The sequence below is a fragment of the Woronichinia naegeliana WA131 genome (assembly GCA_025370055.1).
Taxonomy (GTDB): domain Bacteria; phylum Cyanobacteriota; class Cyanobacteriia; order Cyanobacteriales; family Microcystaceae; genus Woronichinia; species Woronichinia naegeliana.
On sequence record CP073041.1, the window covers coordinates 699,800 to 716,411 of the forward strand.

9 protein-coding genes and 9 pseudogenes are annotated in these 16,612 nt (G+C 39.5%); 9 read left to right on the top strand and 9 right to left on the bottom strand.

The window, feature by feature from the left end; genetic code table 11:
- Positions 1 to 32: 32 nt before the first annotated feature.
- The 5 genes and pseudogenes from KA717_03600 to KA717_03620 form a co-directional block, all read right to left on the bottom strand.
- Positions 33 to 1,112: an IS1 family transposase gene (locus KA717_03600; GenBank protein ID UXE62002.1), complete on the bottom strand. Its 1,080-nt coding sequence runs from the start codon at positions 1,110 to 1,112 to the stop codon at positions 33 to 35.
- A 147-nt stretch (positions 1,113 to 1,259) separates the two neighbouring features.
- Positions 1,260 to 1,430, bottom strand: a pseudogene (locus tag KA717_03605) (transposase family protein).
- 48 nt (positions 1,431 to 1,478) lie between these two features.
- Complete coding sequence (locus KA717_03610) at positions 1,479 to 1,856, bottom strand: type II toxin-antitoxin system PemK/MazF family toxin (GenBank protein ID UXE62003.1); 378 nt, start codon at positions 1,854 to 1,856, stop codon at positions 1,479 to 1,481.
- Positions 1,853 to 2,086: a hypothetical protein gene (locus KA717_03615; GenBank protein UXE62004.1), complete on the bottom strand. Its 234-nt coding sequence runs from the start codon at positions 2,084 to 2,086 to the stop codon at positions 1,853 to 1,855. Before KA717_03615 ends, KA717_03610 begins: the two co-directional genes overlap by 4 nt.
- Positions 2,087 to 2,339: 253 nt before the next feature.
- A complete protein-coding gene (locus KA717_03620; GenBank protein ID UXE62005.1) occupies positions 2,340 to 3,404 on the bottom strand; it encodes an ABC transporter substrate-binding protein in 1,065 nt (354 codons plus the stop codon).
- Between the two features lie 476 nt (positions 3,405 to 3,880).
- Between KA717_03620 and KA717_03625 the strand changes: the two genes are divergently transcribed.
- From KA717_03625 to KA717_03640, 4 genes and pseudogenes are all read left to right on the top strand, one after another.
- Positions 3,881 to 4,938, top strand: a protein-coding gene (locus tag KA717_03625) for an ISKra4 family transposase (protein UXE64541.1) whose coding sequence is annotated in 2 segments (ribosomal slippage) — positions 3,881 to 4,037 and positions 4,037 to 4,938 — 1,059 coding nt in all. Because the reading frame shifts where the segments join, the coding sequence is not laid out codon by codon here.
- Positions 4,939 to 4,980: 42 nt separating this feature from the next.
- Positions 4,981 to 5,250 (top strand): annotated as a pseudogene (locus KA717_03630) (IS4 family transposase).
- 124 nt (positions 5,251 to 5,374) lie between these two features.
- Positions 5,375 to 6,712: pseudogene (locus tag KA717_03635) on the top strand (IS5 family transposase).
- Between the two features lie 226 nt (positions 6,713 to 6,938).
- Positions 6,939 to 7,739, top strand: a pseudogene (locus KA717_03640) (IS4 family transposase).
- On the opposite strand, the gene KA717_03645 reads toward KA717_03640, so the two are convergent.
- Positions 7,716 to 8,300 (bottom strand): N-6 DNA methylase, encoded by a 585-nt coding sequence (locus KA717_03645; GenBank protein ID UXE62006.1) that lies wholly within the window; start codon positions 8,298 to 8,300, stop codon positions 7,716 to 7,718. The pseudogene KA717_03640 and the gene KA717_03645 overlap by 24 nt on opposite strands.
- A 139-nt stretch (positions 8,301 to 8,439) precedes the next feature.
- On the opposite strand from KA717_03645, the gene KA717_03650 reads away from it, so the two are divergent.
- The 3 genes and pseudogenes from KA717_03650 to KA717_03660 all read left to right on the top strand — a co-directional run bounded on the left by KA717_03650 (position 8,440) and on the right by KA717_03660 (position 10,921).
- Positions 8,440 to 8,634: a transposase gene (locus KA717_03650; GenBank protein ID UXE62007.1), complete on the top strand. Its 195-nt coding sequence runs from the start codon at positions 8,440 to 8,442 to the stop codon at positions 8,632 to 8,634.
- Between the two features lie 17 nt (positions 8,635 to 8,651).
- Positions 8,652 to 9,827, top strand: coding sequence for an IS4 family transposase (locus KA717_03655; protein UXE62008.1), 1,176 nt, complete (start codon positions 8,652 to 8,654; stop codon positions 9,825 to 9,827).
- A 782-nt stretch (positions 9,828 to 10,609) separates the two neighbouring features.
- Positions 10,610 to 10,921: pseudogene (locus KA717_03660) on the top strand (ISAs1 family transposase).
- A 34-nt stretch (positions 10,922 to 10,955) separates the two neighbouring features.
- Here KA717_03660 and KA717_03665 read toward each other — a convergent pair.
- Positions 10,956 to 12,237, bottom strand: a pseudogene (locus KA717_03665) (ISKra4 family transposase).
- A gap of 238 nt (positions 12,238 to 12,475) precedes the next feature.
- On the opposite strand from KA717_03665, the pseudogene KA717_03670 reads away from it, so the two are divergent.
- Positions 12,476 to 12,826 (top strand): annotated as a pseudogene (locus KA717_03670) (transposase).
- 159 nt (positions 12,827 to 12,985) lie between these two features.
- On the opposite strand, the pseudogene KA717_03675 reads toward KA717_03670, so the two are convergent.
- A pseudogene (locus KA717_03675) lies at positions 12,986 to 14,267 on the bottom strand (ISKra4 family transposase).
- A 640-nt stretch (positions 14,268 to 14,907) separates the two neighbouring features.
- On the opposite strand from KA717_03675, the gene KA717_03680 reads away from it, so the two are divergent.
- Positions 14,908 to 15,801 (top strand): fatty acid desaturase, encoded by an 894-nt coding sequence (locus KA717_03680; GenBank protein UXE62009.1) that lies wholly within the window; start codon positions 14,908 to 14,910, stop codon positions 15,799 to 15,801.
- 616 nt (positions 15,802 to 16,417) lie between these two features.
- Here KA717_03680 and KA717_03685 read toward each other — a convergent pair.
- Positions 16,418 to 16,606, bottom strand: a pseudogene (locus KA717_03685) (ISAs1 family transposase).
- Positions 16,607 to 16,612: the final 6 nt, after the last annotated feature.

Consider the following 16,612-nt stretch of genomic DNA (forward strand, 5'->3'; position numbering starts at 1 on the left):
CTAGAAGCTATAAACGTTGCAATACAAGAGGTTCAACAAATCAGGCGAATTTGGAGTAAGTCCTCCCAAGTTAACCCTTTTTGAATTATACCGAGAGCTACCGCAGGAACTTTTTTCGTCGTAAAATGGCTGCGAACAAAGTTATGAACCATCCAGAAAATATCTAGCACTCGCTGTAATCCCACAACAGATTTAGCATAAGTATTTGTTCGACGACGAAAGGCGGCTAAATAGCGTCGTAGAGAACTATTAAATGCCTCAACGTGGTTGGCATGAACATCCTTGTCTTCTGGTTTTTCTGTTGTCTCAGGATGTTCAGTTTTCGGAGTTTCTACTTTCTCTAGTTTACCCTCAGAATCTCGACGTTTACTACTCTTATTTTTTAATCTTACCACCATACCCTTCGGTAATACTTTGGTGGGACGACCTCGCTTCCCAGTCCTTAATACTTCGTGACAAATATTAAATAGCAGTTGACTATATCGCTTTTCTCCATCTGTAAATAACTGGAGAGATTCTGCACTCCTTTCAAATAATTCCGCTACCGTCATCATTGCTTCTAGAAATAATTTCTGCTCTTTTTTACCACATTTTAAATGCCAAATAAAGCGGCTAGCCCTGTCCATGAGCACGATTGTCCACCCCTCAGAGGCACTTGCTTCTTTATTTTTTCCAACTTTTGTGTATAGTTCATCCCCTTCTATTACTAATTTAACAAATTCATTCACTAAGGCGTATAAAAATAATGTCTCTTGTAATCCTGATAATTTCTTTTCCCAATTCAATATTGTTGTTTTTGCGTAGCCGAATACTCGGGCTGCTGCATTTAATCCTATTCCTTCCATTCTGGCTTTTAATACTTTTACAATTTCACTTAATGGGGTTTCTAAGCCAGCGATTACGCTACCATAAGTCTCAGCAAAACAAGAACCACATTCTTGACAGATGAACATTTTACGTTCCCCGTTACCTTTCGTTTGGTAATGAGAATGTATTTTTACTTTTTCACTATAGCAATGAGGGCAGTTTTTCTGAAATAAGGCTTCCTCTTTCTCTTGAGGTAAGCCAATATCACTTAGGAGGTCAATTGAGCTTTTATTCAATGTTGACATTGCTTTCCGTTTTCCCTTTCTTTAATATAATGACAATAATAATAGTATAACAAAAACGGGAATATGTCCAGTCGTAAGTTATTTTCTATTTTCTCAAACTCTTACACCATAACTTTTTCTAGCTTTGATCACACGATACCAGTACCGTTTAGCCTTGCCGAAACTTTCCATGGCTACCCAACCTTCTGCTCCACAAATGACGGCTAAGATGGCAATCGTTAGAATATCAATGAGTTTATGCCGTTTTGTTCGTTCGATGCGAGGGTCATCTATTTCGGCAAAGTGTTCTACCAGTCTATATTTGGGTCGGAGTTTCATCGCTTTTGTTTTCTATGCACTTTCCCTTATTTTCCCTTATCCATCCCTCTATAATGTTCTTGTATCTGTATCATTTTTAGATGCGTTCGCCCTGTATTGTTGAGACGTGAGACTACCCCGATACAAAACAACACGAGCAAGATCAATGGCACGAACCTGATCTAAAAGGGCAATTGAAAGAGATTTTAAGCCAGCAACTCCCGCCGCAAACCGAACATATAAATTAGGAGAATTTATCACCCAATCTTGCCCTCGATCCGTTGTCATCGGCACAACAAAAATGAGCGGAAATCTTAGCTTGCCTAAACGACTCGGAAGCCCAACCACAATAGCTGGTCTAAAACCCTCCTGCTCTCTGCCCCTGGGAACCTGACTAGGAAATTTAAACGTTACAACATCACCAACCTGTAAAACCCGATCTGTCATATCCCAATCTCAATCTTGCCTGTTTCAGCCACAAACTTAACAGGTAATCCCTTCTCTAATTCTCCCTCTTGCCACTCATAGGTATAGTAACTTTCTAAGCCAGATAAATCGCTTTCTAGCCAATCCCGATCTTGTTGAGTTTGAGGATTTTCTTGCGGTCGTAGCAGATAATTTAAAAAATCTAAAACTTCTCCCAATCGTTCATCAGGAATCACTTCCAAACTTTGCACAACTTGAGTTCTGAGGGTGTTCATCTTAGCAAATTTCCCCTAAAAATAGAAAACGATGATTTGCGATCAGACCTTTGCCGAAAACCGCAATTTTGGCTTTGATGGCACTTGACCTCCCAATTTTAGCAAAAACAATAAAATGCGATTATTAATCGTAATCAGATTTTATTATCTCTCGAACAGCTTGGGCGATCGCCAATTTCCAAAGTTGATAATCTTTAACTCATTTTGTGGACTTTTCAGCAGACCCCAATTACGGGGGAAAATCAATGGGGAAAAATTGATGATTCTTTTCGTTCAATTGCACCTGTACGAAATCCCCTGTTGTTGGGCTGGGAATACGATCGCCGCTTGGTAAAAATTGAATATCTCCAGTTACGCCCTTACCCTTAAAATCCTGACGGCGCAAAACCTGAGCAATTCCGTTACGGGTCGGATTAATAGATAAAGCGGTGGCGATCGTGACAGTTGCATCGTAGGATAAAATCGTACGCCAATTGCGAGTACTTCCCCATTTTTTTGCCAGTTCTTGACTAAAAGCATCAGACTGATCTTTGTACCAAGGCACTACCAAGACTAAGTTATTAACGGCTTGTCCTCCCTTTAAGGTTAATCCCGTGAGTAGGGTACTGCTTCCAAAAAGTGTTAAGCGACCTTGATTCGCTTTGGCCATTTCCAAGGCTTTTTCAATGCGATCAACGTGGGGAGCCAAAATGAGAGTATCTATCCCCTGATTAATAATTTCATTGATTTTTTGATCCGCCTTAAATTGGGGATCGGAAAAGTTACAGGGAATATTAATATAAGAAATCTTTTCATCAATTAATTTAGAAGCAACTCTGGTCGCAAAAGAAGCATTATCAATTGCTTCCCCATCAAAACAACTTGTAACCCTCGCTTTTGGAGTGGTTTTAACAATATAATTTGCCAATTTATCGGTTAAAGAACTAAGGGGAACCATCCGAAAAATATGATCTCCCAAAGTAATTAGGCGATCAGAAAAAGAGGTGGGACTTAACATCACGAGACCCCCTTTTTGGTAAATCGGAGCCGCCGCCACACTAGCATCGGAGGCATTATGACCAATCACGGCTTGGATGGCAGTCTCTTTAACAAAATACTTGGCAATTTCTTGGGCGATCGCTGGATTATTGTCATCATTAGCAATTTCAATCACTAATGATCGTCTATCTCTACCCATTTTTTGAGTATTTAATTTATCTTGAAAGGTTGCAACTCCTCTCAAAATTTCTTCAGCAATTTCCCTGTTACTGCCGATAGGAACACTAACCCCAATATGATCATAATTTCCCTGCATTAAAGCACGAGCATTGTTTAAATAAATGACCGTTTCAGGATCATTTTTTCCTGTTTTAGTGATTGGCTAAAATAATCGATCGCGCTTTGATAATCTTGGTTTTTAAAACCCACATTCCGCAGGTTGTCGAAGAGGAGCACTAGTTCACGCGAGCTAGTATCGGTACTTGTGCATTGATTTCGGGCAAGGATAAAAAATGTCAATAAAGTTCTAAAATGGAGTCTTGTCTTAGATAGAATCAACAGTAAAAATGAATAACCTAAATATTAAAGACCTCGACCACTTAGGAATCGTAGCGGGAATTATAGATGAAATGGGTGGGAGCATCTCACTTATGCAATAAGTATTAATACTTATGGGCAGAAAAATAAGACTTTGAACTTTATCGAACTTTATCAAAAAAAGAAATGAGAGTATAATAGTCGAGACCCACTTTCCAAAATCTATCCCAATTGAGGAACAATCTCATGTTATCAGTGTTATCAGAAAATGAAAAAAGGATTCAAGAGTTATGTCAAGAGTTGGGAGAATGTCTCTATCAACAATCTCAAGTTAAAACATTTAATAATTTGGGCGAAATAGAGGAGACTGTCAGAGACTTAATGATTCAGTATGTCAACCCAGAAATAGGTATTTTTTTGTCAAAACAAGTACCGAGGAAACCACAGGTCGGATACGAACAGTAAAAAGTATTTTGGGGGAATTGCCCATTACAGAAAAACAAGCGAAGAAATTAGAACTAAAGCCTCGAACTCAGATGAGTCCAATGTTAGAGAAGAACTGTTTGCTACTGAGTGGCGATGAGTCTTATGGAAAAGCAGCTAAGAAAATCCAATCATTGACGGGAATTGCTGTTTCTCACAGTACGCAACAACGCCTTGTACATCGCTATCATTTTGAAGAATTACCCTCTAACACAGAAGTCGAAGAAATTAGCATAGATGGTGGGAAGGTACGACTCAGAACTCCCAAGGGAGAACCCTTAATTTGGCGTGATTATAAAGGAGTCAGTTTTCATCAATTGGGGGTAGCTGCCTTTTTTCAAGATAACTCGGCTTTATTAGATTTGGTTAATTCTCAAATTTTGGCTAAGCCTTTAATTTGTTTGGGAGATGGACATGATGGTATCTGGAACTTATTTCGTGAGATAGGACAGAAACATGAGCGAGTTGAAATTTTGGACTGGTATCACTTAATTGAAAACCTCTATAAAGTTGGGGGGTCATTCCAGCGAATTGAGGAGGTCAAGTCTTTTCTTTGGACGGGTGAAGTGGATGCCGCTATCTCCTGTTTTGAGGGATGGTCAGAGCCTCAAGCTGAGAATTTTATCATTTATTTAAACAAGCATAAACATCGGATTGTCAATTATGGTTATTTGCAGGCAGAGGGCATTTCTATTGGCTCTGGCTCTGTCGAATCTCAAGTTAAACAAATTGGTCATCGTCTTAAAATTACTGGTGCGAGTTGGAATTCTGACAATGTACCACAAGTCCTTCGTCATCGCTGTTCCTATTTAAATGATTACCTTTTTTGACTCTTTCATTTACCTCGTTAAGTATTTCTACTTATTGCAAAGGTGAGATGCTCCCCATTGAAACAAGCCCTAAAACCCCATTTGGGATGGCATGGTGCCAGACTCTCCTTCCTAACCTTGTTCTTACTCGCCCTCCTCAAAGTGAAAACGGTTAACCTTAAAGAATTGGCTCTGGGTTTTGAAGGTCGGGCATTGGTGGATTCTCATTACAAACGCTTACAACGCTTTTTCTCAGGATTTGAGCTGGATTACCATCACATTGCCCGTATTGTAGTCAGTTGGCTGGATATCCCTCAACCTTGGGTATTAAGTAGGGCTTGCTGAAAAAAGCTGAAACCTTTACGGAGAAAAATAGTAGGCGAATTAAGAACCGCTAGAATGCACGAAAATAGGGTAGAATGCCTCAAAACCATTGCATTAAGAAGAGAGAAAGCAGATGTACCGAAAGCAACAGTACTCAATTGAAACACCAGAAAACTTGAAAAATCTGTTCGGCGGGCAGTTAGACGAAGAAAATCGTTGGATAGAAATGTCAAAAATGATTCTTTGGGAAGAATATGAGGAAGAATATGCAAAAAACTTCACAGAAAAAAAAGGAGCCCCAGCCAAATCATTTAGAATGGCATTAGGAGCATTAATTATCAAAGAAATTTCAGGAAAAAGTGACAGAGAAACAGTAGAACAAATAAAAGAGAACCCTTATTTACAGTACTTTATAGGAATGGAAAGCTATAGTAGCAAAGAAGCATTTAATGCGTCAATGATGGTTCATTTTCGTAAAAAAATAGGAATGGAATTAATAAATAAAATTAATAAAGAAATAGAAAAAAAAGCGACGGGTGTAGCGTCAGAAAAAAAAGAAAATGAAGGAAAGTTATTGTTAGATGCGACTTGTACACCAGCAGATATAAAATATCCAACGGATATAGGAATATTGAATGATGCCAGAGAAAAAACAGAAAAAATAATAGATAAGCTGTATGAAGAAATAAAAGAGAAAAGGAAAGAAAAGCCGAGGACTTATAGGGAAGTGGCAAGAAAAGAGTACTTAGCCATAGCAAAAAAACGTCGTGTGTCAAAAAAAGAAAGAAGAAAAGGAACAAAAAAACAACTAGGATATATAAAAAGAAACTTGTCTGATATAGAAAAAATGATAGAAGAGGGAGCAAAGTTAGAAAAACTAACGAAAAAAGAGCAAGAAGAGCTTGTAACGATAGGAAAAGTGTATGAGCAACAGTTAGAAATGTATGAAAAAAAGACAAATAAAGTAGAAAACAGAATTGTGAGTGTAAGCCAACCTCACGTGCGTCCAATAGTGCGTGGAAAAGCGGGAAAAGCAGTAGAGTTTGGAGCTAAAATATCGGCAAGTAATGTGAATGGCTTTGTCTTCTTAGACAAATTAAGTTGGGATAATTACAACGAATCGGGAGATTTACAAGCGCGAATAGAAGAATATAAAAGGGAAACAGGATGTTATCCGGAATCGGTTCATGTGGATAAAATCTATCGAACAAAAGCGAATCGAGCTTATTGTAAAGAAAGGGATATAAGAATGAGTGGTCCCCGATTGGGAAGACCGCCGAAAGAGGTGAGCAAAGAAAAAAAGAAAGAGGCACGCTCAGATGAAAGAGTGCGTAATGCCATTGAGGGTAAATTCGGACAGGGAAAGAGGAAATTTAGTCTTGGTCGAGTGATGGCCAAACTACCTGAGACCTCGGAAACGGTAATTGCGATGAATTTTTTGGTAATGAATCTTTCTACTCTACTTCAGAAGACAAAAAGTAAAAAGTTGTAGAGTCGTTTTTCTTGTGAAAAATGGTGTTAATTTTCCTCTCTTTTGTGAGGAGTGATTTGTGTTGACCTTTTTAGACAGAAAGGAACAATAGATTAAACAAAATCTGTATTTTGATTTGTTTCCATAAGGATAAGTTATCTATGCTTTTTCAGTCCATACTTCCCTAACCCACATTTCTTTCGTTTTTTGACTTTTTCAGCAAGCCCTAAGTATTGACCGCACAACCTGGGAGTTTGGCAGTCATGGTTATAATATCCTCACTGTCGGCATTGTCCATGAAGGAGTAGCCATTCCCATCTTGTGGTGGATGCTTAGCAAGAAAAAGGGCAATTCTAACAGTGATGAACGAATGCGTTTTATCGAGGAGATGCTCAAGATTTTTCCCACCGCCCTGATTCGTTGTTTATGTGGCGACCGTGAGTTTATTGGTCAGGCTTGGCTTCGCTATCTTCTGCTCGAACCGCTACTGGCTTTCTGTCTGAGAATTCGGGCTACGGACAAGATTGAGCACAATGGCAAGCTTTTGGCCGCCAAAGTCATTTTTGCCCATCTTGCTATTGGTGAATCTCAACGTCTTCAAGGGAGTTGTCGGGTTTGGGGATATCCTGTTTCTGTAGAGGCTCTTCGATTGCCTGATAATTCTCTACTCATCGTCATTGGACATCCCGATTCCCAAGGTCTTATTCACGATTATGCCCTGCGTTGGGGCATTGAAACCCTTTTTGGCATCTTTAAGACTCGTGGCTTTTGCTTGGAATCTACTCACTTTACTGACCCCAAGCGTCTTCGTAAGCTTTTGGCTTTACTGGCTTTAGCTTTGGCTTGGTCTCTCAAAACTGGTCTAGCAATTCATCATCTTCATCCCATTCCCCTCAAGAAACATGGTCGCCTAGCGCAGAGTCTTTTTCGTCTTGGTTTTGACCATCTTCGTCATCTTGTTCTTAATCCTTCTCTACCCAATTTTTCTCTTTTTCTCGACTCCCTACATTTTTTGTCCTGTACTTAGAAATTCAATATTCAAATTGGCAATATAATAGGGCAAAATTGCCACCTCATTACAGTGAATTTCATGCTGATATTTATACTTTAACTTATCCTTATTAATATACTCAATTAACTCAGTGATAAAAGTTCCCGTCCCCGTTGCCGGGTCTAAAATCTCTACATTTTTATCCTGTAATAACTTGCCAAAATGCTTATCTAATAAATAATCTACACTCTCAATCATAAACTTAACAATCTCACTGGGCGTATAAACAATGCCCAAACGATCCGCCGCTTTCGGATTATAAGCCTTATAAAAATTCTCATAAATTGCCTTCAAAAACTTTTGCTTTTCTTGATGATTATAGATATTAGCTGCCGTGCGTCGAATTACTCCATAATAATGTTCAATACTGCCTAACATATTACGTCGAACTGAACCAACAAAAAACGTATTAATCACATTACCTAACTCACGGGCAATATTATTTTCTCGATGAAATTGCGACTCATTGAAAATACTGACTTTTCCCGTTAAGTCCAAAATCCAGCAATGCAAACTTCTAGAGGCTTTATCTGGCAAGGGTTTGAGTAATGATTCTCTTGACAGGAAAAAAATATTCTGAAGCCATCATCCCGCTTATCGTTCAAATTTCAAAAACAAAGGATGAAGGGAGTATGAGACTGTAAAATGGAGAAAATCTTAAAGGGCAGGTCAAAAAATGTTGGAATGGTGGACAAAAAACTTTGCCAGTTGTGAATTGGGAGACGAGAGGCTAAACAATCGTGCCTTCTCGATTGGGAAAAAGTTAAGTGAGGGGTTTGGAAAAGCCTTATCAGAAGTGTTTAAGGGAGGAAACGAGTTAAAGAGGTCCTATGAATTTTTGGGAATCCGAAAACAGACTTTGTCAAGATAATAGAGCCGCACTGTGAAATGACAACTGCCGCCGTAGAAGAATATAAGATAATGCTATCAGTCGGAGATACGACCTTCTTAGATTATCGCAATATCAAGGAAAAAAGGGAAGGGTATGGGCCGACTGGAAAAGGAGGGAATGGATTAATACTGCATAGTGCTTTAGCAATTGAGCCAGAAAAAGGACAAGTATTAGGTTTATTATGGCAAAAACTGTGGAATAGGGAGGTAAAAGAAAAGCCCCCAACAGATGAAACGGCGAAGCAGAAAAAAGAAAGACAGAAAGAACAAAGAAAAGCAGCTCGTCAAAGACCATTTGAGGAAAAAGAATCCTACAAATGGGTAGAGGCTCTAAACACCTGTGAGAAACAGGTAGAAAGTTCAACGAGGGTAATTCATGTATTTGACAGAGAAGGAGATGTTTCAGAAGTCTTTGACTCAGTGCGTCAACTCAAGCATACAGGAGTGCTGGTCAGAGCGTCTCATAATCGTAGTTTAGACAAAAATAGTGAACGACTTTGGCAACATTTGGAATCAGAACCGATTCGTTTTCATCAAGAAATCGAGATTCCGAGTACAGGAAAAAGAAAAGCACGGAAGGTTAAGCTTGCCGTCCGATTTTGCTCAGTTAATCTACGAACTCCCTATCGTTTTGATAATCGTGACCCGTTGAATGTCTATGCTGTTTATGCGACAGAAATCGATTGTCCCGAAGGCGAAACTCCTTTATCTTGGATGCTTCTGACTACAGAAGTTGTTGAGACTATTGAGATGGCTGTCACTATTCTTCGTTGGTACACCTACCGATGGCGGGTTGAAGAATTTCATAAAGTCCTTAAGTCTGGTTGTCAGAGTGAGCGTTATCGACTTGCCTCTGATGGAATGAAAACTCTTTTGGGTTTTTTAAGTGTCATTGCTGTTGAACTTTTACACGTTACTTATCTTCATCGTACCCAGCCCGATGCTCTCGCGATTGAAATTCTTAATCCTCTTCAACTTCAGGTGTTAAAAGCAGCCGCCTCTCAAAAACTTCCCCCTATTTTGACTGTTGCTTGGGCTGTCGAGTCTGTTGCTTTTCTTGGTGGTTATCTTGAACATCGTCGTAAAACTCCTCTCGGTATCCAAGTCCTTTGGCGCGGTTGGTTGAAGTTGCATGACCTTTGCCAAGGCTGGCAGCTTGCAATCCGCACTTAACGGGAAAAGTCAGATTGAAAATATTGGTAAAAATATCCTCCGTTAAAATATGCTGAATGATCATTTCTCGCACATCATCCCTATTAACCTCTGGATTAATAGACTGCTGACAAATTCTTAAAAACTTATCTCTAGCTATAACAAAATTAGCATTATTTTCTGACTGCTCATTAATCATTTCTCGTAAGCGAATTAAAATGGTCGGTAAATCCTCATTGAAAACCGCGATCGCCGAGCGAAAATCCTTAACCTCTGGCCGTTCATAATTAATAAATTCCGTTAAAAGCTGATCAAGAGCCTGCTCATCACGCATCGCAACACGCCAACAAACCTCACCCTGACGTAACAAAATCGCCGTCTGAGAATCTTCAAATAAAATATTATCGTCGGGATAACCCTTGGCTAATTTTTTCTCAATTTCTTTCTCCAAATCATCATCATCATCCTTGGCCTCCCAATAGCCCCACTCCAGACGCAGCGCATCTTTAACAACGCCATCCAAACGGATCAAATTACCGCGTTTTGTTCGATAATCCAACTCTGAAACCACCAAAAAATCCTTCGGTTGACAATACTCATTTAACAAACTTTGAAAAGCAAAACGAATCTGACTTTCATTCCGACGACCGCCATACTGAATAATTTGATCCAGATCTCGATAATATTGGCTAATAGCAAGACGAGACATCAGGGCGAACGCATCTAAAAATGATACAGATACAAGAACATTATAGAGGGATGGATAAGGGAAAATAAGGGAAAGTGCATAGAAAACAAAAGCGATGAAACTCCGACCCAAATATAGACTGGTAGAACACTTTGCCGAAATAGATGACCCTCGCATCGAACGAACAAAACGGCATAAACTCATTGATATTCTAACGATTGCCATCTTAGCCGTTATTTGTGGAGCAGAAGGTTGGGTAGCCATGGAAAGTTTCGGCAAGGCTAAACATCAATGGCTAAAAAAAATTTTGGAATTGCCGAATGGCATCCCCTCCGACGATACGTTTGCGCGTGTATTTGCTAGTCTGAATCCAGAGCAATTTCAAGACTGTTTTCTGCATTGGGTCAAAAGTATAGCGGAGGTAAGTGGGTGCGACCTTTAGTTGATAAAAGCTGTTGTAATCAGGGTTCTACAGGGAACCCATATTGATCAAGTTTTGCCCAAAATTGACTCCATCGTTCCTTGGTCAATACCAAAGCTCGTAGGCTCAAAATAATTCCTGCTCCTTTTTCCTTCCATCGCATCCCTGAACAACATAATCGTTGTTTGACCAACGTCTTACAAGCTGCTTCCGTAACACCTGAACCAATCGGATACTTTTTCTCTAAGTATTCAGCATAATCCATTTGATGCTGATGATTCTCGTAATAAGTAATCGCCGCTTGTAGTTTCTCGGTAAGATTCTTAGAATGACTTTTTTCTTCTTTGACTTCTTTCATCAGATTTAGCAGTTCTCCTGCTTTTCCTTTTTCATGCTTGAGTTCTCGACAATTTTCAGTCAACCATTCTTTTTGTTTTGACACGGTATTCGGATGCAACGCTTCTGCCAAGGCACCTAAGTAACCAGAGGCATGATAGAAATCTAATATCTGTTCTTCCGTTTGCTTTTCTAAAAACTTCCAATTTGATTCTGCCCCGTCTGCTATCCCGACCAATGTTGCCTCTGGATAACGGTTTTTCGCTCGCTCAATTTCTCTTTCCAATCTTTCTAGAAAACTCTTTTTTCCATACTCTGGTGCCGCACCTAGATAGATTGTATGTTGACGTTCGCCTTCACTATCGTATAGGGAAACGGTTCCCACCATTGCTTCACGGTAGCCATCCTCACACATCAGCATACAGGTTCCATCTAATCCTATTCCCACTGTTGCAATTTGGCTATCCTCCTTGGGCGGGGCATAACTCCACGCTTCTTCTTTTGCTTGTACCACACTTCCTACTGCTTCACTCAATCTTTGGATATAGGATAGCGCTACTTTTCTACCATGATTTTCTAATAAATCATTTTTCACCTCTTTGCCTGCCATCCCTGACATTTTTGAGGATACCTGTTTTGCCAATAATGGCGTTGATGTTATGATTATCCTTGCTTCTCTTTCTAAGGGGCAATACGTTTTTCCTCAAAGGTGAACGCTGATATACATGACGATTCACTATAACCTCACCATAAGGTGTTTGATATTCTTTCGGTTGCTCTCCCTTACTCTTCCAGATTTCTTCACCGATTTTTAAGGGTGAACCATCTGTATCTAAATATTTCAAGGCTTCTTTGCTGGCGATGCAACCTACTTCGTTTAAGCCTTTTTGAATATTTATTTCTGTATCCAACATTGAACGACTGAGTTCTAATGTTAGTTCTATTTTTATCTTTGAACCCTCTACATTAATTAGTTTTGCTGTCATCATTGTTTCCTCTTTGTCACTTTTCATCTCATGTTAACACTTTTCTTTTCCTTCATCAACTAAAGGTCACACCCTAAACAAATTGGTCATCGTCTTAAAATTACTGGTGCGAGTTGGAATTCTGACAATGTACCACAAGTCCTTCGTCATCGCTGTTCCTATTTAAATGATTACCTTTTTTGACTCTTTCATTTACCTCGTTAAGTATTTCTACTTATTGCAAAGGTGAGATGCTCCCTGTGAACTCCTAGAAAAGATAGCAGAATTAGGACTATTAATACCGATTACGTTGGTATTAGACAATGCTCGTTATCAAAAATGCCGAATTGTGCAGGAGTTGGCAGAATCATTAGGAATAGAGTTACTGTACTTACCTCCTTATTCTCCTAACTTGAATTTAATTGAAAGACTGTGGAAGTTTGTGAAAAAGAAGTGTTTATACGCAAAATATTATGAAGATTTTACGCAGTTTTCTGCAGCAATTTCAGGATGTCTTGAAGATGCTAACGTAAAATATAAGGAGGAGCTTGATTCTTTGCTCACCTTACGATTTCAACGCTTTGATAAATCTCAGATTATGAACGTTTGAAGTATAGTTGCATAATTGATAGATAGCACTGGCTATCGATTTTCTATATCAGCCAGTTTCGGACATAACGGCACTCTTGGGTATCGCATGTCCGATTTTCTTTTCTCACTTACCCTGCTCGAGAAGGGTGCGACCTTTAGTTGATAAAAGCTGTTGTAATCAGGGTTCTACAGGGAACCCATATTGATCAAGTTTTGCCCAAAATTGACTCCATCGTTCCTTGGTCAATACCAAAGCTCGTAGGCTCAAAATAATTCCTGCTCCTTTTTCCTTCCATCGCATCCCTGAACAACATAATCGTTGTTTGACCAACGTCTTACAAGCTGCTTCCGTAACACCTGAACCAATCGGATACTTTTTCTCTATGTATTCAGCATAATCCATTTGATGCTGATGATTCTCGTAATAAGTAATCGCCGCTTGTAGTTTCTCGGTAAGATTCTTAGAATGACTTTTTTCTTCTTTGACTTCTTTCATCAGATTTAGCAGTTCTCCTGCTTTTCCTTTTTCATGCTTGAGTTCTCGACAATTTTCAGTCAACCATTCTTTTTGTTTTGACACGGTATTCGGATGCAACGCTTCTGCCAAGGCACCTAAGTAACCAGAGGCATGATAGAAATCTAATATCTGTTCTTCCGTTTGCTTTTCTAAAAACTTCCAATTTGATTCTGCCCCGTCTGCTATCCCGACCAATGTTGCCTCTGGATAACGGTTTTTCGCTCGCTCAATTTCTCTTTCTAATCTTTCTAGAAAACTCTTTTTTCCATACTCTGGTGCCGCACCTAGATAGATTGTAGGTTGACGTTCGCCTTCACTATCGTATAGGGAAACGGTTCCCACCATTGCTTCACGGTAGCCATCCTCACACATCAGCATACAGGTTCCATCTAATCCTATTCCCACTGTTGCAATTTGGCTATCCTCCTTGGGCGGGGCATAACTCCACGCTTCTTCTTTTGCCTGTACCACACTTCCTACTGCTTCACTCAATCTTTGGATATAGGATAGCGCTACTTTTCTACCATGATTTTCTAATAAATCATTTTTCACCTCTTTGCCTGCCATCCCTGACATTTTTGAGGATACCTGTTTTGCCAATAATGGCGTTGATGTTATGATTATCCTTGCTTCTCTTTCTAAGGGGCAATACGTTTTTCCTCAAAGGTGAACGCTGATATACATGACGATTCACTATAACCTCACCATAAGGTGTTTGATATTCTTTCGGTTGCTCTCCCTTACTCTTCCAGATTTCTTCACCGATTTTTAAGGGTGAACCATCTGTATCTAAATATTTCAAGGCTTCTTTGCTGGCGATGCAACCTACTTCGTTTAAGCCTTTTTGAATATTTATTTCTGTATCCAACATTGAACGACTGAGTTCTAATGTTAGTTCTATTTTTATCTTTGAACCCTCTACATTAATTAGTTTTGCTGTCATCATTGTTTCCTCTTTGTCACTTTTCATCCCATGTTAACACTTTTCTTTTCCTTCATCAACTAAAGGTCACACCCCTCGAGAACTTCCCACTGTCCAGTTACGAGAATATTTCGGCTTGTTTTCTTCCTAACGACCCTGCCATTGGCGAACTTTTGTTCTTTTAAGACTTTTTTACTGTCTTTCTTTGGGGGAAACTCACCGGCTAGCTATCCCTAGCAGCCCTAATTCATGATTTGTAATTCTTAGAGCCCACATTCCGCAAACGCTACAGATAGCGCATAAATACAAATAGATGCTCTTTCTGTATGGCGTTAATTTGTTCTAATGCACTATGAATAGAGTAGTTTAAATTAATTACTCTATAGGTGGCGGCAACCTGCGGAATGTCGGTTAGAGCTTAGTTAGATAAGATGCGGTAATGTTACACATCTCAGGGCAAACGCATCAAAATTCTAGACTCTTTATTTGACAAGCCTTTTAGCATTTCATAAAAAATCAATAATGATTGCTGAAACCTTTACCTAGCCTATCGTTCAAAAATAAGATGCGTTTGCCCTGTTACAAATCTTTATTTAATTGCCCTAATACTATAAACTGGCTGAAAATGAGTCTTTTAGGTAGTAAGGAGTAAATCACGGTAATGCAGGCGACGCAGACACTGCAAACTGTCCCCAGGGAATTTCTGAAGGCAGATGGCGGATTTAATCCCAACGTCTTGATGTTTTCCACTGCCCTGATGCTAATTGGACTATCGGTTCTGGGTTATTGGTGTTGGGGGCTCCCGGATTGGCTCTGCTTCTGCGCCAATGTTCTGGCCTTACATTTATCGGGGACAGTGATCCATGATGCTTCTCATAATTCAGCCCATCGCAATCGCATTTTGAATGCCATTCTGGGTCACGGTAGTGCTTTAATGCTGGGTTTTGCCTTTCCTGTGTTTACCAGAGTCCATCTCCAACACCATGCTCATGTCAACGATCCCGATGATGATCCTGATCATTATGTTTCCACGGGCGGGCCGTTGTTATTGATTGCAGCCCGATTTTTTTACCATGAGATTTTCTTTTTTAAGCGGCAGTTGTGGCGTAAATATGAGCTATTAGAGTGGTTTTTGAGCCGTTTATTTCTCTTGACCATTGTTTCTTTGGGGATTTATTTTGATTTTATTGGCTATATTATGAATTTTTGGTTTGTCCCAGCCCTAGTGGTTGGCATTGCTCTGGGTTTATTTTTTGACTATTTGCCCCATCGTCCTTTTCAAGAACGCGATCGCTGGAAGAATGCCAGGGTATATCCTAGTCCGATCCTCAATTTAATGATTTTTGGCCAAAATTATCATCTCATTCACCATCTTTGGCCCTCGATTCCTTGGTACAATTATCAGCCCGCCTATTATGCGACCAAATCTTTGCTAGATCAAAAAGGCTGTGATCAGTGTTTGGGTTTGCTAGAGGGCAAAAATTTCTGGGGTTTTCTTTACGATATTTTTCTAGGGATTCGTTTTCATCATCAAAACGACAAAAATATTTCCTAAACTTGGATCATAAGGGTCTGCACCCTTTGCCAACTTGTTTCATTCAAATCGTAATTATGTCAAGCTAAGTAACATTTGATGTAGGGCAAACACATCTAAATTCTAGACTCCTTATCTGATAAGACTTTCAGCATTTCATAAAAAATCAATCATGATCTCGGAAACCCTTATCCAGCCTACTTTTCAAAAATTAAGATGCGTTCGCCCTGTCCTAAGAATCAGTTATCCTCATTTTTTCAGTTCATACTTCCCTCACTTATATTTCTTTGGTTTTTGACTTTTTCAGCAAGCCCCAGGTAGCTTCTCCTCGATTAAGATGAAAATCCTTAAGTTGACACCAACCTTGTTTCCCACGCCAAATCCAGCAATTACTTTTAACCCGTATCCGATAGTGCCATCCCCACTTTTCTGTACACGCCCGCATCAATCGGGTATGGACAAAGCCTCTATCAGCTAATAACCCATATTCCGTACTGATTTGAAAAAATAAAAATAAAGTGAGAAATGGTAACGGAATAGTTAAAATCAAATAAGCGAATAAACCTCAAGAGAAAATGACTAAGTTAAGCGTTAAAAATCTAGACCATTTAGGGATAATCGCCAGGGCAAACGCATCTTATCCGAGTAAAACCTTAAGGAGATAGTCCTCGTCCCAACCAGCGCGTAGCCGTTTATTCTTGATACCAAGTTTCAGAGTATTTTCCTTTGTGAGCAAGTTAAGAGCGATATGGCGTAAGACGGCTAAATTCTCAGGAGCAAAATCCTTACGAATGCGACAAGCATCCTCATTGAAGGCCAAGTCTAGTGGTCT

Bases quoted from the DNA above. Each gene is read 5' to 3' on its own strand.
- KA717_03600 (UXE62002.1), bottom strand. From the start codon at position 1,112: ATGTCAACATTGAATAAAAGCTCAATTGACCTCCTAAGTGATATTGGC.
- KA717_03610 (UXE62003.1), bottom strand. From the start codon at position 1,856: ATGACAGATCGGGTTTTACAGGTTGGTGATGTTGTAACGTTTAAATTT.
- KA717_03620 (UXE62005.1), bottom strand. From the start codon at position 3,404: ATGCAGGGAAATTATGATCATATTGGGGTTAGTGTTCCTATCGGCAGT.
- KA717_03650 (UXE62007.1), top strand. From the start codon at position 8,440: ATGTTGGAATGGTGGACAAAAAACTTTGCCAGTTGTGAATTGGGAGAC.
- KA717_03655 (UXE62008.1), top strand. From the start codon at position 8,652: ATGACAACTGCCGCCGTAGAAGAATATAAGATAATGCTATCAGTCGGA.
- KA717_03680 (UXE62009.1), top strand. From the start codon at position 14,908: ATGCAGGCGACGCAGACACTGCAAACTGTCCCCAGGGAATTTCTGAAG.